The following is a 22,870-nucleotide window of genomic DNA, read 5'->3' as shown; positions in this document are numbered from 1 at the left end:
TATCTGATCATTTTTACTGGTTAAAATAACCCACTATTGCGTTATTTATTTAATAATTAGAACAACTAGTTATTAAAATAAATAACCCACTATTGCGTTATTTATTTAATAATTAGAACAACTAGTTATTAAAATAAATGCCTTATATTTGGCCATTTTTCCTACGTATAAAGTAGACCACCTAATTAATGAAATTGGTATGACAACCATTTATACACCCTCTTTTGGAAAAAACTTTTTATGTGTATTTTATTTATCGCCATTGAACAACACCCTGACTACCCGGTTATTATCTGTGCTAATCGCGATGAGTTCCATCAACGCCCAACACAAAATATGCACTGGTGGCCAGAGCAAAAGATATTAGCAGGTAAAGATTTACAAGCACAAGGTACTTGGCTTGGCCTAAGCCCTGAAGGCGACTTCTCAGCCTTAACTAACTTTCGTCGACCGGCAAGTTTTGATGCGAAAAAACGCTCTCGCGGTGATTTAGTTGTGCAAGCATTGCAAAACGGAGACCTTAAAACCCAGCAACATTTATCGCAAGTGTCAGATAAATACAACGACTTTAATCTCGTGTTTGGTCCGTTAAATAATTTGCAGGCATTTGATAGTGTTAATAAAAACTTTGTCAGCCTTAAACCTGGCTTTCATAGCGTCTGTAATGGCGCATTAGATGATATTTGGCCAAAAATGGCCTTAGGCCTAAATACCTTGGAAGGTTTAATTACCGCTGATAAGGTAAATATTGCCGCATTATTCTCTGTGATGATGAACCAAGAACTTGCGCAAGAACAACATTTACCGGTTACTGGCATAAGTGAAGAGTTGGAGTCGCTACTAAGCAGTATCTTTATCATATCGCCTGACTATGGCACGCGTTCGACAGCCATAATATTACAAGCAAAAACAGGTGACATTGAAGTTTACGAACGTAACTATAATAGCGCTGGCGAGGTAGTAAATGAAAACAAGTTCGATATCGAGTCAAGTAAGAAAAGCTAAATGGTACTTTTACTAGATAGTACTTTTAATCCTGTTGATAAATAGTATTGATAAAAATGTCAGTACTGTGCAAAAAAACGCTGCAAATAACGCTGCAAAAAGTGCAGTCTTACAACATCTGACGAATAATAGCAGCAATAATGGCAATAAATACCACTACCCAGAGTATTTTAGCGTATTTTTGCTGCTGCTCTACTGCCATTGGTTTGCCAAAACGTTGTCCTAAAATCACCATCAAGGCAACCGCCGAAAACACACAAAATAAAATAATCAATAAAGTCATATCACTTGTTACCCTAATAGCAAAATTTTACTAGCGCAGTTGAATTTTCAAGAAAAAACTACCGCGCTAGCTCAAGTATCATACCGAGATTTGCACTATCTGCAAACTTTCCTAAACCTATCTGCAAACTTTCCTAAACAATGTATATGTTCTTTTAGATAACAAATTTATTAAGATCTGACATCTGTGCTTTCATTTTAAAATTAATCATTTACCATAGAAAATTATTTTCAATATTAACGAAATTCCCATGGCAAACACTGATAGCTTTATCGATAAGCGTCGATTTATAATTCGTTTAGGCAAAGCTTTACATAAATTCGGTACTCCCGCTTATCGATTGGAGGCACATTTAGCCGATGTATCAAAAAGCTTAAATGTTTTTGGCTCTTTTGTGATTAGCCCAACATCGTTAACCTTTATTTTATCTGAAGATGACGAAAACCAAGACTACAATCATATTTTACGTGTTGCCCCGGGCGAACTTGATTTAGGTTCATTGGCACGTGCCGACGAATTGGTTGACGAACTTACCTCGGGTCAACGAACACTATCAGAAGCCATTGAACGCTTAGACGAAATTGCCAACAAACCTAACCCTTATGGTCGATTTTTAACCTTTTTGGCTTTTGGCGCTTCAAGTGGCGCTTTTGCCATGCTAATGCACACCAGTTGGAATGACGTTTTTTGGTCCACCTTGTTGGGTTTTGTGGTTTGCTTATTTGCCTTTGGGGCAGAACACTCGCGCCGTGTCACAGATATGTTAGAACCCATTGCCGCGATGACAACCGCTATTTTAGCCACGGCTATTGCCTTAATAGATCCCAGCATTAATATCCCTTTGGTGGTTTTGTCGAGTATTATCGCCTTCATTCCAGGCTTGTCGTTAACCTTGGCTTTATCTGAGCTTGCCTCACGAAATTTGATTTCGGGAACCGCCAGGCTAATGGATGCCTTAATGATCTTATTTAAGATTTACTTTGGTGGTGTTTTAGGTATAGCTCTGGGAAAAATGATGTGGGGTGAAGTTGCTTTTATTCAGCCACCCAGCACACCTAATTGGACCTCATGGGCGGCAGTGACCACCTTATCAATTAGCTTAGTTATTTTATTTAAGTGTCGTAAAAAAGATGCACCTTGGGGCATTATTTCAGGTTATATTTCTTTTGGTGCCAGTATCATTGGCGCTGAATATTTAGGCGTTGCTCTTGGTGCCTTTGTGGGTGCCTTTGCCTTAGGCATATACAGTAGTATTTTTTCACGCATTATGAATCTTCCCTCAAGTATTGTTAAATTAATGGGCTTGGTGGTATTGGTACCAGGAAGTAAAGTGTATATTGGTTTAAGCAACGCAGTATCGGGGCAAACTATGCTAAATGCCACTGACATCGGCTCACAAACCTTTCTAATTTTCATGTCATTAGTAGCCGGATTAATATTTGCTAATGTGGCATTTCCATCGAGAAAAGTCCTTTGATCATAACTAATAACACTAAGCGGCTTAACTAATGGCGACCAAAACAAAATATCACCATGGAGATTTGCGTAAGTCGTTAGTCATTACCGCAACAGAAATGGTGACAGAGGCCGGCACTGAAGGTTTGTCGTTACGTAAACTCGCCGAGCGCATTGGTGTTTCGCGCACCGCGGCCTATCATCACTTTACCGATAAAAATGATTTGTTATGTGCGATTGCTGAGCAAGGTTTTGCACAATGGCATCAGCGTGTCGGTGAAATTTTTTCTGAAGAAAATCTGTCTAATGAAGAGAAGTATCGTCATTTTGTTCATGCTTATATCGGCTTTGCTACCAGTAACCCATCGTTATACGAACTGATGTTTGGCCGGGTTATTTGGAAAGAAAATAATAGCACGGAAGCGTTAAAGAAAATTGCCTATGCAACTTTTAACTACCAAGTTGAAATGACCAAATTATGGCAAGAACAAGGTATTATTATCAAAGAGGAAAATAGCTTAAGGTTGGCGCAAGTGACTTGGGCTACTTTGCACGGTATCGCGCGTTTGGTTATTGACGGTATATATGCACAAGAAAGCCAGATTGATGAAATGTGTGAATGTGCCGTTAACGTGTTTCTTGCTAGTACGCACAATAGCCATTAAATTAAGTCAGTGAGCCATTATAAGTGAGACTAGATATTCAAGAGCAAGGCGCTTGGTTGAGTATTAATTGGTTATTGGGATTAAAACTAACGCAGATATTAGATCCACTTTAGAATAATCGATTATTTATCTCAATAGATATAGCTAACCATTGAGATAATAAATAAGACCACTTAAGCAAATTATAAGGTGATTAATTTATGACAACCGCTGACCATCAGACAAAACTTGCTCAATTTGATGAGTTTTTTTCCATAAACTATGCTTTTAACATCAACGCTAGTGTTATCGACTTAGCGCAATTGCCAAACTATCAGCAGTTTATTGAAAACATGCCAGCACCTTTTAAAATAGCGGCAGAAGTCAATACCGTCGATAAAAGTGCCCTACGTGCGCTGCAAGCAGTGACTGGGGTTGCTAGTCATTTAATGGATTACCTTAATCATCAAGCGAAAAAAATGGACCTACTGGTAGGTTACATTCTTAGTCAACAAAACGATGCAAGCACCAGATTTCAAGCCATTAAGTTTGGTGGGGGTGGCATTATTTTTAAAACCACGACACCTAACACCTTTAACACGGGTGACTTTCTTGACTTAAAGTTATTTTTTGCTGATGAAAACACCGCGTTTTATTGTGTTGGCGAAATTGTCAGTAGTGAAATAGTTGACAGCGAAAGTCAATACAAGGTGATTTTTCATCATATTCGTGCAGATGATCAAGAAACATTAGTGCGACATAGTTTGCATCAACAATCAAAACAGCTACAAGCACTAGCACAACAACGTCACCAAGCTAAAAACACTTCAGCGTAAACGCCTTAACCCTTGACCTTATGGCTCATTGAACTTACAAGGTTAAGCTCAGTGGGAGCTTAAAATATTGACAATAGGCCTGCCTAACAGGTTTATTAATAAAAATAACACTGCTTACTCTACTGATTTTAATATTAAAAAAATAGCCTAGTGGATTACTAAGCTATTGTTTGACTATTATTGAGTTTATCGCTCAGTTATTATTTATCTCTCAGTTATTGTTCCACTATTAATAAGCATCAAACACTTGATGATAAATTCTTGCTCTTAGTGCTACTCAAGCCAATACGGCTCCATCGCAATAGCAATGGCTTTAGTATTATCTAATGCCAATAACAAGCCTTGTACTTTACTCTGCTGCCACTGTACCAGTTTTTTTGGCGGCTCAGAGAGTTTTTCTAATTGCAGCTGAATAATCCACAGTGACTGTAATTCGCTGATACCTTGTTGTAAGTCTAGCCATGGCCGGCGAAACTTATCCCGTAAATCATTATCAAATAGTCCGGCAAGCCAAGTACCGGTTAATGAGCTGCGATACAGTAGTTTGCTTTGTGCAATATATTGCTGACAGTCTGAACTCGCCATGTTCTTCATCTGGGCACTAATTTCACTTAGACTCAATTGAATTTTATCTTGAGCAAATGTAATCAGCGTATCCTCACCGACTTTACTCGCAATAGCAGTATGCTCACTACGCGCTAAATAACCTTGTAATATTGACAGTTGCAGTTGATTAAAGCGGCTACTATGTAACAGCTGGCTAATATCATCACTATCAGGAAAACGACGTTTTTCTATTTGAAGTTGTTCGATTAGTAGCTTGCTAAAATCAAGTTTTTTGCGGTAATTGCCGGTTTTATTGGTCAGTTCTTGCAAATATATCGCGTTATCAACCCAAGCAAGTAAATGCACAAAATGACTTAATTCATCTCTGATCACTAATTCATCTGGCAATAAATAGTCTGCGAATAACCAAAAGCCATGACGAATAAGCGCTAAGTTTGCTTTTACTGCCACTAATTCATGCAAAGTTGGCGTTGCTAAATAAGCCTCAATACTATTTTGCAGGCGGGTAAGCCCATGACTCAGTCCATCGGTAAAGGCGTTAGCAATTGAATCACCACGTTTGTTGCAAATAAAACTTTGTTGTGGCGTAGCTGCTACTACTGGCTCGGTTCGCCAAAGCGCATAACCTCGTGCCGCTTTACTTTTTAAGCCTGGGCGTAGTGCTAGCTCTTTAAAAAGCAATGATGCTAAAGTAAATAGTGCAGATTTATCCCCCTGAACCAACTCAAATTCAAGCTCATGAATGTGCTCTTTTTTCTCAGCACTGGCCACTTCGCCTTGATCATAAGCCAGCTCAACCCTATTGCCACTGGCATCGGTGATTAACCAGGTACAACGTTTAAAGTCAGTATTGAATAAGGCAACTAAGTCATGTTGAATATTTTCAACCGATTGGCTTGGTTGCCAAATTTCATCTGGAAAAAGCTTTAAAATCGGCAGTTCACCTTCAATATCAACGTTATATTCAGGGCGGCTATGTAAACCGCCGACCACCTGCCCAGCGGTTTTGATTGTTTGCTCAATATGACTATTGCTTCGGCGAACCCTTAAGCCCATATCATGTTGTCGCAAATTCAGCTCTGGGGTATCGAAGTAGCAATTAGTGAATTGCTTTTCTTGATAGCTAAAGTGAATATTTTCACGATTAAGTGTTTGGGTGATTTTTTCTACGGTGTCATTGCCTAAAACTAAATATTTAAGCTCTATTTCGGTTGTCATACTTTTCCAATATTAGTTATAAATCAAGCCTATTAACTGAAGCAGCGATATTTTTTGTACAATTACAGCTAATAGTAGCTGTCAATCTTACATGATTAAAAATTTATATCAAAAATCTTAGGAATCTAAGCGACTCCACTTGCTATCATTCCTACAACGTCCTACTATCTTTGCCATTCTCTGTTTAAATGGCGCTATTGGTTATTTCATGATAAACATAAAACAAAAATTCGTTGCACTATTATTTTTTACTTCCTTATTCTCTTTTGCTGAAGAATCTACTAATTCAACCACTACCGGTTATATCTCTGAAGATTTAATTGTTTATATGCACTCAGGCGCGGGTAAAAATTACCGTATACAAGGTACGGTAAACGCGGGTGAAAAAATACAATTAACCGGTAAGTCATCTAATGATTATAGCGAGATCATTAGCGATAATGACCGTACTGGCTGGATTGAAAGCAAACTTGTCTCAACAAAACCAGGCATGCGTTATGTTATTGCTGATCTCAATGAAAAATTAGCGAGTTTTCAATCAGGTAAAAGTGATGTTACTGATCAACTCAATGAAGCAATAAGCGAAATTGACGCGTTAAAATCTGAGCGTAGTGACCTACAAAACAGTATTTCAGCACTCAATATGGATTTAACAGAAACTAAATCACAATTAAAAAATCAAGATACTAGCATTAAAAAACAATGGTTTTTTAATGGCGCAATCGTATTAAGTATTGGTTTATTATTTGGTTTGATCTTACCGCGTTTATTTTCAAAGCGTAAATCAGGCATGGAAAACTGGGGCTAACTAAGCCCATTTCATTATAGTTTGCGTGAAAAACCAATAAAATTAAAGAACACTGGAATAACATTTTTGAAAACTTTGCTTTATATATTTCTCATTAATATTTGCCTGATATCATTTACCACTCAGGCAAATGGCGTTTCCCCCTATTTACCCTTAAAAACCGATCCTCTACTTGAATTAGAGCTTGAAAAACTCGCTACCATAACCAAATTACCGATTTTAACACGCCCATATCATGCGGCAACAATCTATAAATACTTAGCCAAAATTAAAAGTAGCCATCCTACTTTATATCAAAGGCTAAATGCTTATATAAAACGTTATAAAAAAACCAAAGCTGTCACTCATTTTTCAGCACAGATTAGTCACTCATTTAAAGATGATTTTTTAATGGCCAATCAGCGAGGCCTTCATGTTGACGATTCTTTTAAAATATCAACAAGCAGCTTTTGGCAAGTTAATGAGCACCTTATTTTAAATGCGGGTGGCACATTATTTAACGATGAAATAATCCCAAACAATAGCTACATTTCCTTTGGCTGGGATGTTTTGCAAGTTGATATTGGCTATCGAGAACACTGGTTATCGCCGACGCAGGAAGGTGCCTTACTATTATCGACCCAAGCTAAGCCAGCGCTTAATGTGACCATTAGTAACCCTGAACTATTAACAGATTGGAATATTAAATATGAGATGTCTGTAGGTGTATTAGAAAGACAAAACGGCATACAGTTTGATGCCAAAAAAGCACCCGTGTCAGGTAAACCAGCACTGATGTCTTTACACTTTAGTTTTCAACCACTTGATTGGTGGACCATAGGTTTTAATAGAACCTTGATGTTTGCCGGCGACGATGGCGACATATCTATAAAAGACGTCTGGAATGGCATAACTGATCCGGTAAATAGTGATAATTGTGGGGGCAGCGGCACCGAGCTGCAAGATTGCTCTAAAGAATTTGGCAACCAACAAGCTTCTATTAGCAACAAGTTCGATATAGCGCCGTTTGACTTTCCATTAAGCTTAATCTGGGAGTATGCGGGTGAAGATACCAAAGACCATAAAAACTACCAACTGGGTAATATCGCACAAAATTTTGGCCTATTTGTCCCATATTTAACCACTAATACCTCAATGAATTTTGAATATACCAAATTTCATACAGCATGGTATGTACATCATATATATGATGAGGGTTACTCAAACGATAACGTTAAAATGGGCCATTGGTGGGGTAGTTTGAAAGCACCGGACGATGGCGCTGCTGGTAGTGCAATGAGTATGAGATTCGATTGGCAGAATGTTGGCGGCTACCAGCTTTCAATGTTATATCGTTCAGCAGAGTTTGACTCATCAACTACTTATCAATATCAACGCTCTCACGAAGTTGAACTATCAATAGCAAAAGCCATGAAAAGTAATTTTTTAGAAGCTAAATTAACCTTTGGTGAAGATGCAATAGGCGGTCAATTTTTACGTACTAGTTTCAAAGTTCGTTGGTAATTTGTAATTAATTCCAGAAGAAAGTGATATGAAAAATATTATTAAGCCCTTCAGCCATATTGTTGTTTTTATGCCTAGATTTTTAGGTGATTGTATCAACTGTACACCTGCACTTAAACTTCTTGAAAGCAGCTATCCAAAGGCAAAAATAACACTCGTTATCAGGTCAATTCCAGCTCAAGCTTTTAATAGAGATGGAAAATTTAAACTCATCATTGATGAAAGACCTAAAAATAAAGTTCAAGGGATCATTAACCTTATTAAGTCTTTAAAAAATGAAAGCTTTGATGCTGGCATATTAATGACTAATACGTTAATTGATGCTGTGATCGCTAGAATAAGTGGCGTGAAAAACCTAATTGGATACAATAAGGAGATGCGTAAGCCATTACTAACAAAGGCTTTGCATCTAGACATACGTCGCCATTATATTAATCGCTATGCTTATATTACCAATGCACTGTGTGAAAATAGTCATAAAAATCTACCTGAAGTTGATTTATTTTATGATACAACGCAAAGTGTTTTAGCCGATATTAATAAAACGAAAATTGGTTTTTGTATAGTAAATAAAGCCAAGTTAAGCCGACATTATCCCGTAAGACACGCTGCTGAAGTGATCAATTTATTGAATCAGCAGCTCCAAAAGCCAACATCGTTTTATATGTTAGGTGCACCAGATGAAACAGTTGAAGCTGAGCAGGTAGTAAGCTTGTGCCAAGAAAAAGGTGCAGTGAACATCCATTCTTTGGCAGGAAAAACGACCATAGCTCAACTTATTGATACTATTGCTGATTTGGATCTTCTTATTACTGTGGATTCAGGCCCGCTACACGTCGCGGCAGCAACAAAAACCACAACCATTGCATTACAAAGTAAAGGCACAAGTCCATTTAGCAACGTGTGCCCTAAAGGTAAGCAAGTTACCGTGATAAATAATGCTGGCAACTATATTAATGATGATGACCAAATATTAGATATATCACCAAAGCTTATTGCTAAAATTGCCATTGAATTAATAAAAAATAAAAATAGCTTTTCAACGACCTAGTAATAAATTAAAGGTACCTAAGATGTCAATAATAAAAAAATGTCCCGTATATGTCATCAATCTAGACTGTGCAAAGGATCGAATGTTGAGTATGGATCAGCAGCTTTCAGCGATAGATGTTAACTACGAAAGAATTCCCGCAATAAAAGGTAACAGCTTAACTGAGACTGAAATCAACATTGAGTATTCAGCAGCACTTAATAAAAAATATTTTAGAGCAGATTTAAGCTTGGGTGAAATTGGCTGCTACATTAGCCACAAAAATGTTTGGCGAAAAATGGTCGCTGAAAATATAGAATTCGCGGTGATACTTGAAGACGACATGATTATTGAAAAGAACTTCATCAAGCTTTTTTTACTTGCCGAGACCTTAAAGAAATACGACTTAATTAAGTTAGCCGATAATAGAAATCACCAAGCCAAAAAAACAAGTAAATTAGAGCAACCGTTTGAATTAATTAATTTCACAAAAATACCCAACTGCGCAACTGGCTATACCATTAGCTTGGCTGGCGCGAAAAAACTATTGTCAAGAGAGCTGTTTTATCGCCCTGTCGATATTGATATGCAATTTTGCCAAGAGCTTGGCTTGTCTGTATATGGTTTGCGCCCTTACCCCATCAATGAAAATAAAAACTTCACCAGTGATATTACGTCATTAAATGGTGGATTTCATGGTAATAAAAGTACTAGCTTTATTAGGAATGCTAAATACAGATTACACCTATGGTACTTAAGAAAAATGTACGTATCAGGTGAGCTATAATAGCGTAACACTTAATTCCCTAAGTTATTTTCGTAAATATTGCTAGAACTTCCAGTAATTCAATTCTTTTCGCATTTTAAATTGTCTGAACACATCAAGCGGTTTAGCTTTAAGGCTGGTTTTTTCAGCCATAGCTTTATCAATTGCAGCCAATAATCTATAAGAAGATTTCCCGTCCACATAAGGGTGCGTACAATTAATGTAGTGCTGAATGTTATCCATTAAGCACTTAGGTCTTTGTAGCGCATACGCTACTGACGCCTCTAACTTTTCTGGTGAATCAATATTAATCAAATAGTTTTGGGGAGATATATTATTAAAAGTAACAACGGGTTTACCTTGCAACAAAAACATAATAAGTACAGAAGACGTATCACAAACCATCACATCAGCCTGCTTAAGCAGTGGAATAACATCATCAGTTTCAACAAAAGTTAAGTGTTCATTTTGAATTGATTTATATTGTTCAACAATGCCCTTATCCATTTTGGGATGAAACTGAATTAACCAATGCCATTTCCCTGTCGCACTTAAACGCTTTACTGTCTCAAATAACTCAGGTGCGCAGGTTAATTTTTTAGAAAATGTTGAGCACATCAATATTGTTGGTTTTTCTACTTTTTTATCAAGGATATTCTTTGAAAATAATGGGTCTAATGCACACCAGCCAGTTTCAATCACTCTAAACGTTTGATGTTTTTTAGCTAAACGTTCAAATTCAGCCGTCGAGTCTGGCCCCTGTGTGCAATATAAATCAAAACAATTACGTACTTTATAGTGATCATTCAGCCCTTTTTTGTCTACTTTGCCAGCATCGAAGCCATGAAAAACGGCAACATTAATCCCTGGAAAAAATGTCGGTGCTATATTAGCGGGGAAAATAACCGCATCAGGATCATATTTCACCACATCATCTACCGTCTTTAATATCTTTTCATTATCAGTGAAATAATCTAAATTGACCGAATTTCCTTGCACAAACCAACAAACATCTCTGTTGCTATTAAGCAGTGCTTTTTGTAGCGGTCTTAAAATAGCAAAACTATAGTTTTGAGAAATGTTTAAAACAAACCTTTTTGCTGGCATTTTGGACTCATAAAGTAGTGAAAATATAGACCAGCAGATATTAGCAAGTTATCAGTTAAAAATCAGCAGCAGATAATTCAATAGACATAATTGGGTTATACATAAAGACAAAAAGCTAATAACTTCTAATATATAACAAAATCACAATTGACATAGCAGTATAAAATGCGCTATTAATAAGCTATAAACTATTTGTTAAATAAAAATACTAAGCAAAAGCATCGATGAAAAACTTTACTAACATGATTCGAATTAGCCTCCTCCTCGCATTATCCATGCGCGGCTAGGTTTTATTGCTTAAAATAATAAGTAGATAACATAATAAAACACTAAACCCGCGCTAATAAGCGCGGGTTTTTTTATGCTCGTTATTTAGCGTAAATTTTCACAAAAAAAATCAGGAACATACATGGGCATCTCTAACGATAACGTTATTATTTTTGACACCACATTACGTGATGGCGAACAGGCTTTAAACGCGAGTTTATCAGTACATGAAAAATTACAAATAGCACATGCGATTGAGCGCTTAGGTGTCGACATTATGGAAGTGGGTTTTCCGGTATCGTCACCGGGTGATTTTAAGTCAGTGCAAGAGATAGCGCGCAGCGTAAAAAACTCTCGAGTATGTGCCCTAGCACGTGCGGTAGAAGCAGATATTAAAGCTTGTGCCGAGGCCTTAAAACCAGCCGATCAATTTCGTATTCATACCTTCATTTCTACTTCTGATGTTCATGTGCAACAGAAATTGAAAAAAAGCTTTGCTGATGTCCAAGCGATGGCGATACACGCCATCAAATATGCACGTAGATTTACCGATGATGTCGAGTTCTCTTGTGAAGATGCGGGTAGAACCCCGATTGACAACTTATGCCGTATGGTTGAACAAGCCATTATAGCCGGCGCTACCACAGTCAACATTCCTGATACCGTAGGTTACACTTTACCTAACGAATTTGGCGGCATCATAGAAACGTTATTTAATCGTGTACCTAATATTGATCAAGCGGTTATCTCTGTGCATTGTCATAATGATTTAGGCCTAGCCGTAGCTAACTCGATGTCAGCCGTGCAAGCGGGTGCAAGACAAATTGAATGTACCATTAACGGCATTGGTGAACGTGCAGGTAATTGCTCACTTGAAGAAGTCGCAATGATCATGAAAACCCGCCAAGAATTGTTAGGCGTGCATACCCGTATTAATCATCAAGAAATAGCCCGCACCTCTAAGTTAGTCAGCCAGCTTTGTAATATGCCAGTACAACTAAATAAGGCGATTGTTGGCGGCAATGCTTTTAGCCATTCATCAGGTATCCACCAAGACGGCATGTTAAAAGCCAGTAACACCTATGAAATTATGACACCAGAAAGTGTCGGCATCAGCAAAACCAAGTTGAACTTAACCTCGCGTAGCGGCCGACATGTGATTAAACACCGCATGGAAAGCTTAGGTTATCAAGAGTCTGATTATGACATAGAAACGCTTTACGCTGACTTTCTGGCCTTAGCCGACAAAAAAGGCCAAGTATTTGATGATGACTTAGAAGCTTTACTTTTTAATATTCAACAACAAGACCAACAAGACTTTTATCGTTTACAGACCTTAAATGTACAAAGTGGCGGTAGTGATTTTTCTACCTCAAGCATTAAATTAGCTTTAGGTGATGAAGATAAAATTGTTTCCGCAACCGGTAATGGACCTGTTGATGCGCTGTATCGTGCCATTAAAAAAGCTATTGATATTGACTTTGAAGTCAGCGACTACAAAATTTCGAATAAAGGTGAAGGTGAAGACGGTTTAGGTAAGGCTGACATTGTAGTGTCGTGGCAAGGGAGAAACTTCCATGGCTACGGCTTAGATACCGATATTATCAAAGCATCTGGTTATGCATTGGTCAATGCACTTAATGGTATTCATCGTGCTATCACAGTTGCCGAGCTGAAAACTGAGCTAAAATCTGAGTTCAAAAAAGAAGCTGCTATTGATGGCCAACGCCAAGTTTAGTTGAAAATTATATTCATTTATTAAATATATTTATAGGTTTAAAAACACTATGTCGAAGATTGCAATATTAGCCGGTGACGGTATTGGCCCAGAAGTGATGGCCCAAGCAGAAAAAGTTTTAGCAACAGTTGCCCAACAGTATAATTTTGAAATAAGTACTGAGCATTATGATGTCGGTGGCTGCGCTATCGACAATCATGGCCAAGCACTACCAGAGAGTACGGTTAAGGGCTGTGAACAAGCTGATGCCATTTTATTTGGCTCGGTTGGCGGCCCTAAGTGGAGTGATTTACCCCCCACTGAACAACCAGAAAGAGCATCTTTGCTGGGTTTACGAGGTCATTTTGGGCTGTTTTGTAACATGCGCCCTGCACAACTGCAAAGCGCTATGTCACACCTTTCTCCTTTACGCGCTGATATTTCACAAGCGGGTTTTGATATTTTAGTAATACGAGAATTAACCGGTGGTATCTATTTTGGCGAACCTAAAGGTCGAAAAAATCAAGGCCAAGAAGATGAAGCCGCCTTTGATACTATGATTTATTCTCGAAAAGAAATCAGCCGCATCGCACACCTTGCTTTTCAAGCGGCCCAGAAGCGTCGTAACAAGGTTATATCTATCGATAAGGCCAATGTATTAGCCTCGTCTCAATTGTGGCGAGAAGTCGTTATTGAAGTGGCAAAAGACTATCCTAGTGTCGAAGTTGAACACATGTATGTTGATAACGCGGCGATGCAGTTGGTACGTAACCCTGCGCAGTTTGACGTCATGTTATGTTCTAACTTATTTGGCGATATTTTATCTGACATCTGCGCCATGATCACCGGCTCGATGGGACTATTACCTTCAGCGAGCTTAAACGAACAAGGCTTTGGTATGTATGAGCCCGCTGGTGGCACAGCGCCAGATATCGCTGGCAAAGGCATTGCTAACCCTATTGCGCAAATTCTTTCAGCGGCATTAATGTTGCGTCATAGCTTAAATCAGGCAGAAGCCGCTAACGCGATTGAGACTGCCGTGGCAGAGGCACTAAATGCCGGTAACTTTACCGGCGATTTATTAAGTGCCGAGCAACGCCATAACGCTAAATCGACTAACGAAATGGGCGATATTATCTGTCAATATATCGTTAACAACCAAAAAACTTCAGGAGCAAAATAGCATGGCCACCACTTTATACGAAAAATTATGGCAAAGTCATATCATTGAAGAAAAAGCGGATGAAACACCCTTGATCTTTGTTGACCGCCATTTGATCCACGAAGTTACCTCGCCACAAGCTTTTGCTAATTTAAAATTTCATAATCGTGTACTGCGCCATCCTGAGCGCACAATTGCGACTATGGATCATAATATTTCAACGCGCTCTATTGAAATTAACGCCGCCGGTGAAGGCGCTGCAAATCAATTGAGAACACTAGAAAAAAACTGTAAAGAATTTGGCATAGAATTGTTCGGCATGGGCCATAAAAACCAAGGTGTTGTGCATGTTATTGGGCCAGAATTAGGCTTAACTTTACCAGGCACAGTTATTGTTTGTGGCGATTCGCATACCTCAACACACGGTGCTTTTGGCGCTTTAGCATTTGGCATTGGTACCTCTGAGGTTGAGCACGTGTTTGCCACCCAAACCTTACGCCAAACCAAAGCTAAAACCATGAGAATTGAAGTTAAAGGCCAAGTTGCCCCAGGCATAAGTGCTAAAGACATTATTTTAGCCATTATTGGTAAAACAGGTAGTGCGGGCGCAACCGGTTATGTAGTTGAATATTGTGGTGAAGCCATTGAGCGCTTAACCATGGAAGAGCGCATGACAGTGTGTAATATGAGTGTAGAATTTGGCGCCAAAGCTGGGCTTATCGCACCCGATACCAAAACCTTTGACTACTTAAAAGGCAAAGATTACGCGCCAAAAGGCGAGGTATGGCAGCAAGCCGTTGAAGATTGGCAGCAGCTAAAATCAGACAGCGAAGCAAAGTTTGATAGTTACTTAACGCTGGAAGCAAAAGAGATTAAAACCCAAGTCACTTGGGGAACAACACCAGGACAAGTGACACAAGTTGATAGTGTTGTACCTTCCCCTGATGATTTTACTGACCCCGTTGAGCGTGAATCATGCATTGCGGCATTAAAATATATGGGCTTAACGGCCGGCACTAAAATTACCGACATTGCGATTAATAAAGTATTTATTGGCTCATGCACTAATTCTAGAATTGAAGATTTACGCGCCGCCGCTGCAGTGGCCAAAGGTAAAAAAGTTTCAGCTACGGTTAACGCTATCGTTGTACCAGGCTCTTATCGAGTTAAAGAACAAGCCGAAGCTGAAGGCTTAGCACAAACGTTTATTGATGCCGGCTTTGAATGGCGCTTACCGGGTTGCTCAATGTGTTTAGGCATGAATGATGATGTGTTAACACACGGTGATCGCTGCGCTTCTACCAGCAACCGAAACTTTGAAGGCCGACAAGGCCGCGGCAGTCGTACCCACTTAGTCAGCCCTGAATTAGCGGCAGCTTCTGCCATTGCAGGTCACTTTGTCGACTTAACCTCGATTAACTCACAAGTTCAAGGAGCATAACATGGAAAAATTTAACCAACATCATGGCTTAGTTGTGCCATTGGACACGGCGAATGTTGATACAGATCAAATCATTCCAAAACAATTTTTACAAAAAACCACTCGCACAGGTTTTGGCCAACACCTATTTCATGACCGTCGCTATTTAGACAACTTGGGTAACGAAAACAATCCTGAGTTTGTCCTTAACAAGCCACAGTATCAAGGGGCAAGTATTTTACTCGCTGGTGAAAACTTTGGTTGTGGCTCAAGTCGCGAGCATGCACCTTGGGCGCTACAAGAGTATGGTTTTCAAGTGATTATCGCGTCTAGTTTTGCTGATATTTTCTATGCTAACTGTATCAATATTGGCATTTTACCTGTGATATTACCGGAAGCAGCTATAGCGACGCTATTTCAACAGTCAAAAGAGGGTTTACAACACCTTACCGTTGACTTAGTCGCCAGTACGGTTAAAACAGCCAGTGCACAATATGATTTTACTATTGCGCCTTTCCATAAATACTGTTTGGAAAACGGTGTTGACAGTGTGGGTTGGACGTTAAATAAAATTGCTAAGATAGAAAGTTACGAAGCCCAAATGCCAGCTTGGCAGTAGGTCAAAAGATCAACCATCAGCTCTAAAGGCTGATGGTTAACCTGCGTTATCATTAAGAAAACTGCGGCTAATTTTTTACTCTAATTCCAGGTAGATAACGCTGACATAGTGAATTTTTCCCCTCGAAAACTCAGTACTACCCGTTGTGGAAGTATTTCATTAAGCAGTAATTCGCGGCTAATATAATCGCCTTCATAACGATCACGGCCATTCACCCTTACCCAGCCTTGCCCATCACTAGCATAAAGATGCATTTCAAACGCCAGCGAAGGCACACCGTCTTGCACCCAAGTTGGCATTTGTGCCAGCGGTATGAGTTCACTACTGCCCGCTACTACATTTTCTTTAGCATCGTCACTTTGTTTGGTGTGCTCGATAGCCGATTGAAAACTTGCCAACAACTCATCAGACACCCCAGCTTCAGCTTTAACGACAAAGTTTTCACCAGACATTTTATTAGGCTTTGGCGCTGATTTTTGTGCGCTTGTTGGCAGAGCAATTTGCGCATCGGCTAAGCTACTTTCACTCGCTATATATTGTTCAGTATCGCCTTGTTCATCAGTTAACCCTGCCTGACGACTAACCGTTTTACTCGTGGCTACCGCAAGATCATTTTCAAGCTTCGTGTTACTTGCTTTGGCCTGAGTCGTTTGATCGACAGCCAAGGCAAGCAGATTAGTACCATTATTAGTACCGCTGTTAATATCATTACTCGTATCAGCATCTGCTTGAGCTAATGCTGTAGTAACGACAGCTGGCGCTTCTCGATCAACTAACGGCTCCTGCTCAGTAATAGGATCTGGCTGATTTATAGCCGCACGAGTTACCTTAGTCTCTAAAACAACCCCCTCAGGTTGATATGCTCCCCACCAAACGCCTAGCGCTAAAACTAAGCCTAATGCAGTCACTAGGCCACCCGCTTTTGCCGACGAATGTTGCCACCAAGGCCTTACCTGAAATTCATCACCTAAGGCATCATGAGCCGCTTGAAGTACAATTTTACGGTTAACCACAGCATTGTTGCTGTTATAAGCATTTATCAAAGATCGCTCGGCTAACAAATTCATTAAACGCGGAATACCGTTACAAATTTTATGGATGGCGCTAACGGCACTTTTATCAAAAATATTACGGAAACATTTTGCTACGGATAAGCGGTGTTTAAGATATTGCTCAACTTCTTGCCTATTCAGGGGTAGTAAATGATAGCGCGCCGTAATTCTTTGCGCTAATTGCCGTAAATCTCGACGCTGCAATAACTGCTGTAATTCAGGTTGACCAATCAAAATCACTTGTAAAAGTTTTTTGGTATTAGTTTCTAAGTTGGTTAATAGCCTGAGCTGCTCTAACACTTCAGGTTGCAAATGTTGCGCTTCATCAATAATCAACAAGGTATTAAGATCATCACTATGATTTTTGAGTAACTTTTGTTGTATTTTATCGGTGAGGGTTTTTAAGGTTGCGCCGGTTTTGCGATAACGAATGTTTAATTCATCACAAAGGGTCGCTAACAACTCTTGACTCGATAAAGTAGGATTAAGAATAAAAGCGGCTTGGGTATTTTCGGGCAAGTTTGCCATTAAATGCCGACTCAGCGTGGTTTTCCCCGTGCCTACTTCGCCGGTAAGTAAGACAAAGCCACCGGTATCACCTAAGCCATAAGTTAAGTGATTAAGGGCTTCGCGGTGACGATCACTCATAAACAAATAATCAGGGTTTGGGGCAATTGAAAATGGCTTTTCTTCTAAACCAAAATAACTAGTATACATAGGAAATCTTAACTGATGAATCGACCCTGCAAAATTAACCTGAACGCAATCATATGTCAAAAGTCAGTCGCTATTATGTTAAAGTTAAGCAATATAATTTCCTATCCATTACTCATTTTCAGAGGTTTATAGCGCTCAATGGCAAATATAACACAGCAACTAAACACTTTTTTAGTCGGTGGCGCCGTACGCGATGCTCTCCTGAAACGCCCTGTTGTTGATAATGACTATGTCGTGGTCGGCTCTAGCGTTCAGGAAATGCTCAGCCTTGGCTTTTTACAAGTAGGCAAAGACTTTCCAGTATTTATCCATCCACAAAGTAGACAAGAATACGCCTTAGCTCGCACCGAAAAAAAAGCGGGCCAAGGCTATACCGGCTTTAATTGCGATGCATCAGCCAGCGTGACGCTTGAGGAAGACTTACTGCGCAGAGATCTCAGTATTAACGCTATGGCGATGGATGAAAGTGGTAAAATAATTGATCCTTACAACGGCCAAATAGACCTAGATAATCGCGTATTACGTCATGTTTCCCCAGCTTTTATTGAAGACCCACTACGGGTTTTACGTGTTGCTCGTTTTGCCGCTAGGTATCACGATTATGGTTTTACCATAGCGCCAGAAACATTAGCCTTAATGACCAAACTCAGTAAAAGTGGTGAATTATCCAGTCTTTCTGCTGAACGAATATGGCAAGAAATGGAGCGCAGCTTAGCCGATACTCACCCTGAAGTGTTTTTTCAAGTATTGTATCAATGCCAAGCCCTAAAATCGCTTTGGCCTGATTTACATGATTTATGGGACACGCCAGAGCTAGCAAAATCGCAGGAAAAAATGTGCTCCGGATCACAGACTATGATAGTACTCAAACAAGCGGTTTTACTCTCTGAAAAAACGACCGTTAGGTTTGCCAGTGTTTGCTATAACCTAGGTCAGTCGTTAACCCAACAAGGCAGCTTACCTGCTGATGCTGATCATGAAATACCAGGAGTGACTTTAATAGAGGCGGTTTGTAAGCGTTTAAGGGTGCCAACAGCACACAAAAATTTGGCGCTAAAGGTTTGTCAGTTTCACTTGTATGCACATAAAGTATTTCAATTAAAAGCTAGTACTATTTTAAAGCTATATAATCAATTAGATGTTTGGCGAAAACCAGAAGAGTTTGATGATTTTTTACTTTGTTGCCAAGCTGACTTTACTGTGCGCTATGGCTTGGAAGTAGCTGAATACCGACAAAAAGAATTTCTCTACACTGGCTTTACAATGCTCAACCGAGTAACAGCCAAGCCTTTTGTTGAACAGGGTTTAAAAGGGCTTGAAATTAAAGCAGCAATAGCAGAGCAAAGACTTGCCGAATTAAATAAATACCAACAAAGTTATATAAAACAACACAACATCTTATCTAATGGCAGTAACTAACCGCTCAACTGGGTGAGTAAGCCACCCCACTCGATTTCTGCTTGTTTTAACCACTAAGTGATTGTTAGTGACGAACATGGCGGTAAGTCAACAGCGTCATGCGGGAGAATTTCTAGAGCAGCATTAATGTTGAGAAATACAAAAGGTATCAGCGAGGCCTGAACATAAAAAAGCCATATCAAATGATATGGCTTTTTAGACTTAATTAACTTTTACATTAAAAGTTATAAGTTGCTTTTACGTAGTAGAAACCACCGTTGTAATCAAATGGTCCACTTTCGTAGTATTCAGCACCTAACTGACCGTATGATTCAGCAGGTAACTTTTGTGCTTCTTGATCAAAGATATTATTAGCACCAACTGACAAGGTAATACTATCATTTAAGAAGTAGCTTACTTCTGCATCAACAGTAACCGCTGAATCAGCAATCTCGTTCCAACAACCTACAGCACAAGCATCATCAGCATGCGTTGCAAAATACTCACCAAAGTAGTTTACACGAACAAAAGTTGATACATCTTCCCAAGATTGAGAAACAGTAAAGGTAGCGCGATGATCAGGCATACCTTCTTCTAAACGATGAACTTTGCCTTCATTAGTGGTCTCTGGATTAAACTGATCAACCGTTGTTTCATTCCAGTTATACGCTAATGATAACAACGTATCGCCGCCCATTAATGCCATTGTATAGTTTGCAACAACATCAACACCTTGTGTGGTAGTGTCAAAATCATTAGAAAAATACGAAACCGCTGAAATTAGCTCAGGGTTAACAACACCTAATGCTTCAAGCGCTGTGTAGTCAGCTGCTAATACATTGATTTGACTTGACTGTGCTAAACGGTCAGTTACTTCAATGTTGTAGTAATCAAGGGTAAAGAAGAAGTCGTCATATTGATAAACACCACCAAAAGCAAAACTTTTTGACTCTTCTGGCGTTAACTCTTTACCACCGTAAAATTCTGACAATGGGTTAGTTGGCGGCGCAAGGAAAGTTTGAATTAACTCACCAGCAACTAATGAAGTTTGTGTATTAACAACATTGGCTTGACCCACTGTTGGTGCTCTAAAACCAGTACTATGAGAGCCACGTAGTGAAATCTCATCGTTAAGTCTTAATTGTGCAGTTAGCTTGTAATTAGTTGTGCTACCAAAAGTATTAAAGCTTTCGTGACGAACAGCTGCGCCAACTAAAAGGTCTTCTGTTACTTGGGCTTCAACATCAATATAAGCGGCAACATTGCGACGGTCGTTACGACCTTGAGTTTCAGGACCAAAGCCTTTAAAACCGTGTGAGCCAATGTTAAAACCTTGGTCTGCATAAGCACCGGCTTCCCATGAAGCTTTTCCGCCTGAAACTATTTCAAAGCTTTCTTCACGCCATTCAAGACCCATAGCAACGTTAACTGGCTCTTCAAGACCCATATCAAAACCTTTAACTAAATCAAAGTTAAAAGTTTTTTCCATTTGGATATAACTACCGGTATCAAAATCTAACGGTGTATCTAAACCAAGTGATGGGTTTAAAGTATTCTTTAAATTAAATTTAGATTCACTGCGACCTACTGAGCCACTAACATCAAAAAACCAATCTTTTAAGAAACCTTCGTTAATTTCGCCTTTAGTACCAACAGTTAATGAGGTATCTGTGATGTTGCCACCAAATTGTGGAGTATAACCACCTGGCATAATTTGGTTCATTGAGAAACAATTTGGATCAGCTACCATTGCTTGATAGTCAGCGCTATCTAAAACATTACCGTCAGAGCCATCACTATTTTTTGGAATATTAACGACAGCACAAGTACGCGCTGCACCTTCTGATTCGCCAACATCACCTACAAGTAAAGTTTCACCACCATCAACCGAGAAAACATTGCCACGGTTATGTGGGTTACGGTAATAAAAACCACCGGTTACATCACGCTCAGAATAGTTACCAAACATGTAAAATTCTTTATCATTACCAAGATCTAAGCCAACATTACCGAAAAACGTAATATCGTCTTTAACTTCTGGATTACCCCAAATTTGCGCTGGGCTTTGGATAGAAGTATTGCCTTGACTTGCAATGTTTGCTGCATCAGGACGTTGTACACTTCGGCTTGTTGCATCAGCATTTTTTAATTGAAAGCTTAAGTTAACAAAACCATCTTTGGTAAATGGTAAACCAACATTACCGTCTATAATCGTTTGATCACCATCACCTTCGTAATAAGAACCTTGTTTCACAGACATTGAACCGCCATCTGCGTCATCTTTAAGTACAAAGTTCATTACACCAGCAATTGCATCAGAGCCGTATTGTGCAGCAGCACCATCGCGAAGTACTTCAACTTGCTTGATAGCGACACTTGGGATAACTGAAATATCAGGACCTTGTGCGCCATCATTGATGCCACCACCTTGAAAAGCAATAACAGATGCACGGTGACGACGTTTACCATTTAAAAGCACTAATGTTGAATCAGAAGGTAAACCACGTAAATTTACTGGACGAATTAATGATGCAGCATCACTAATAGGTTGTGCACGGGCATTTAAAGAAGGAATTGCGCCTACTAACATATCAAGCATATCACTTGAAGCGTTTTTACCTAGCTCATCACCACCAATGATATCAATTGGTACTGGAGACTCAGCTACTGAACGCGGAGCTGAACGTGAACCAACGACAGCGATACGTTCAATGCTTTCTTTTTTTGCGGCTTCTTCGGCAAAACCTGCGGCAAAACTAGGTGCTGTTCCTAGCGCTAAGCCAATGGCAAGAGCTAAAGTACCAGTACGAAATGTTGTAGACATGTTGTTTTCTTCCTAATATATTTGAATATGTTTTTAATAATTATTTATTTAATAATTATCTATTTTATAATTTTATTTTTACCCATTTCGCTTATCACAAAAATTTATATTGTTGTAAACAATCAAAACAGCTTGCTGCTTTATAAAACAGCTAGAAATACTTTACAAGTAGTCTTTTTCACTGACCTTTAACATTGAATCTATAAAAAGAATTAATATGCAAATATAGTCAAAATTTATGCAAAACACATCAGCATAGTCAATTGCACTGCAGCCTACAGCGCTTATGCGTTAGAATGAAATATACCAGCGAAGCGTGTGCGAAGATTTTCGTATTAAATTAAATATTATCTGCATATTTAATCAATAAAAAAAAACATAAAAAAAATGAACTTTTTCTAAAGTCAGCATTTACTGAGGCAAAAAGCCTAGTTAAAGTTAAGTTATCAATATTAATTTTTTGTTTGTTTTG

Annotated in this window: 18 protein-coding genes; 13 read left to right on the top strand and 5 right to left on the bottom strand. The window is 39.1% G+C overall.

The features are described from left to right. The first annotated feature begins 240 nt into the window (after positions 1-240). A complete protein-coding gene (locus tag H4J61_RS10025) occupies positions 241-1,005 on the top strand; it encodes an NRDE family protein (protein WP_182184950.1) in 765 nt (254 codons plus the stop codon). 109 nt (positions 1,006-1,114) lie between these two features. On the opposite strand, the gene H4J61_RS10020 is transcribed toward H4J61_RS10025, so the two are convergent. Beyond that, positions 1,115-1,288 (bottom strand): hypothetical protein, encoded by a 174-nt coding sequence (locus H4J61_RS10020; protein WP_182136501.1) that lies wholly within the window; start codon positions 1,286-1,288, stop codon positions 1,115-1,117. A 250-nt stretch (positions 1,289-1,538) separates the two neighbouring features. Here H4J61_RS10020 and H4J61_RS10015 point away from each other — a divergent pair, with 250 nt between their 5' ends. The 3 genes from H4J61_RS10015 to H4J61_RS10005 all read left to right on the top strand — a co-directional run bounded on the left by H4J61_RS10015 (position 1,539) and on the right by H4J61_RS10005 (position 4,223). Then, a complete protein-coding gene (locus tag H4J61_RS10015) occupies positions 1,539-2,765 on the top strand; it encodes a threonine/serine exporter ThrE family protein (protein WP_182136502.1) in 1,227 nt (408 codons plus the stop codon). A 31-nt stretch (positions 2,766-2,796) separates the two neighbouring features. Beyond that, the gene (locus tag H4J61_RS10010) at positions 2,797-3,408 is read left to right on the top strand and encodes a TetR/AcrR family transcriptional regulator (protein WP_182136503.1); all 612 of its coding nucleotides are present in this window, start codon (positions 2,797-2,799) and stop codon (positions 3,406-3,408) included. 200 nt (positions 3,409-3,608) lie between these two features. Next, positions 3,609-4,223 carry a PilZ domain-containing protein gene (locus H4J61_RS10005; RefSeq protein ID WP_182184949.1) on the top strand — a complete coding sequence of 205 codons (615 nt, stop codon included), beginning with the start codon at positions 3,609-3,611 and terminating at the stop codon, positions 4,221-4,223. A 273-nt stretch (positions 4,224-4,496) separates the two neighbouring features. Here H4J61_RS10005 and H4J61_RS10000 read toward each other — a convergent pair whose 3' ends face one another. Beyond that, positions 4,497-6,008: a CYTH and CHAD domain-containing protein gene (locus H4J61_RS10000; protein ID WP_182184948.1), complete on the bottom strand. Its 1,512-nt coding sequence runs from the start codon at positions 6,006-6,008 to the stop codon at positions 4,497-4,499. 208 nt (positions 6,009-6,216) lie between these two features. On the opposite strand from H4J61_RS10000, the gene H4J61_RS09995 reads away from it, so the two are divergent. The 4 genes from H4J61_RS09995 to H4J61_RS09980 all read left to right on the top strand — a co-directional run bounded on the left by H4J61_RS09995 (position 6,217) and on the right by H4J61_RS09980 (position 10,136). Further along, positions 6,217-6,816 carry a TIGR04211 family SH3 domain-containing protein gene (locus H4J61_RS09995; protein WP_182184947.1) on the top strand — a complete coding sequence of 200 codons (600 nt, stop codon included), beginning with the start codon at positions 6,217-6,219 and terminating at the stop codon, positions 6,814-6,816. Between the two features lie 66 nt (positions 6,817-6,882). Further along, a complete protein-coding gene (locus tag H4J61_RS09990; RefSeq protein ID WP_182184946.1) occupies positions 6,883-8,319 on the top strand; it encodes a capsule assembly Wzi family protein in 1,437 nt (478 codons plus the stop codon). Positions 8,320-8,347: 28 nt separating this feature from the next. Then, the gene (locus H4J61_RS09985) at positions 8,348-9,370 is read left to right on the top strand and encodes a glycosyltransferase family 9 protein (RefSeq protein ID WP_182184945.1); all 1,023 of its coding nucleotides are present in this window, start codon (positions 8,348-8,350) and stop codon (positions 9,368-9,370) included. 22 nt (positions 9,371-9,392) lie between these two features. Further along, positions 9,393-10,136 carry a glycosyltransferase family 25 protein gene (locus tag H4J61_RS09980; protein WP_182184944.1) on the top strand — a complete coding sequence of 248 codons (744 nt, stop codon included), beginning with the start codon at positions 9,393-9,395 and terminating at the stop codon, positions 10,134-10,136. 42 nt (positions 10,137-10,178) lie between these two features. Here H4J61_RS09980 and H4J61_RS09975 read toward each other — a convergent pair whose 3' ends face one another. Further along, positions 10,179-11,222 (bottom strand): CDP-glycerol glycerophosphotransferase family protein, encoded by a 1,044-nt coding sequence (locus tag H4J61_RS09975; RefSeq protein ID WP_182184943.1) that lies wholly within the window; start codon positions 11,220-11,222, stop codon positions 10,179-10,181. Positions 11,223-11,631: 409 nt separating this feature from the next. On the opposite strand from H4J61_RS09975, the gene leuA reads away from it, so the two are divergent. Genes leuA through leuD form a run of 4 tightly spaced genes read left to right on the top strand, consistent with a single transcriptional unit; the run spans position 11,632 to position 16,407 of the window. Beyond that, positions 11,632-13,227: a 2-isopropylmalate synthase gene (leuA, locus tag H4J61_RS09970; RefSeq protein WP_182136511.1), complete on the top strand. Its 1,596-nt coding sequence runs from the start codon at positions 11,632-11,634 to the stop codon at positions 13,225-13,227. A 49-nt stretch (positions 13,228-13,276) separates the two neighbouring features. Next, positions 13,277-14,389: a 3-isopropylmalate dehydrogenase gene (gene leuB, locus H4J61_RS09965; protein ID WP_182184942.1), complete on the top strand. Its 1,113-nt coding sequence runs from the start codon at positions 13,277-13,279 to the stop codon at positions 14,387-14,389. 1 nt (position 14,390) lies between these two features. Continuing rightward, positions 14,391-15,809: a 3-isopropylmalate dehydratase large subunit gene (leuC, locus tag H4J61_RS09960; protein ID WP_182184941.1), complete on the top strand. Its 1,419-nt coding sequence runs from the start codon at positions 14,391-14,393 to the stop codon at positions 15,807-15,809. A 1-nt stretch (position 15,810) separates the two neighbouring features. Next, positions 15,811-16,407, top strand: a complete 597-nt coding sequence (gene leuD / locus H4J61_RS09955) for a 3-isopropylmalate dehydratase small subunit (RefSeq protein WP_182184940.1) — start codon at positions 15,811-15,813, stop codon at positions 16,405-16,407. Between the two features lie 80 nt (positions 16,408-16,487). Here the strand turns inward: leuD and H4J61_RS09950 are convergent, their stop codons facing one another. Next, complete coding sequence (locus H4J61_RS09950) at positions 16,488-18,176, bottom strand: AAA family ATPase (protein WP_182184939.1); 1,689 nt, start codon at positions 18,174-18,176, stop codon at positions 16,488-16,490. Positions 18,177-18,314: 138 nt separating this feature from the next. On the opposite strand from H4J61_RS09950, the gene H4J61_RS09945 reads away from it, so the two are divergent. Continuing rightward, positions 18,315-19,595, top strand: coding sequence for a multifunctional CCA addition/repair protein (locus H4J61_RS09945; protein ID WP_182184938.1), 1,281 nt, complete (start codon positions 18,315-18,317; stop codon positions 19,593-19,595). Between the two features lie 217 nt (positions 19,596-19,812). On the opposite strand, the gene H4J61_RS09940 is transcribed toward H4J61_RS09945, so the two are convergent. After that, positions 19,813-22,398, bottom strand: coding sequence for a TonB-dependent siderophore receptor (locus H4J61_RS09940; protein WP_182184937.1), 2,586 nt, complete (start codon positions 22,396-22,398; stop codon positions 19,813-19,815). Positions 22,399-22,870: the final 472 nt, after the last annotated feature.

This window comes from Colwellia sp. MB3u-4, assembly GCF_014077065.1.
In the GTDB taxonomy this organism is placed as follows: domain Bacteria; phylum Pseudomonadota; class Gammaproteobacteria; order Enterobacterales; family Alteromonadaceae; genus Cognaticolwellia.
The sequence above is the reverse complement of the archived record's forward strand: the minus strand, read 5'-3'. Positions and strand labels throughout refer to the sequence as shown.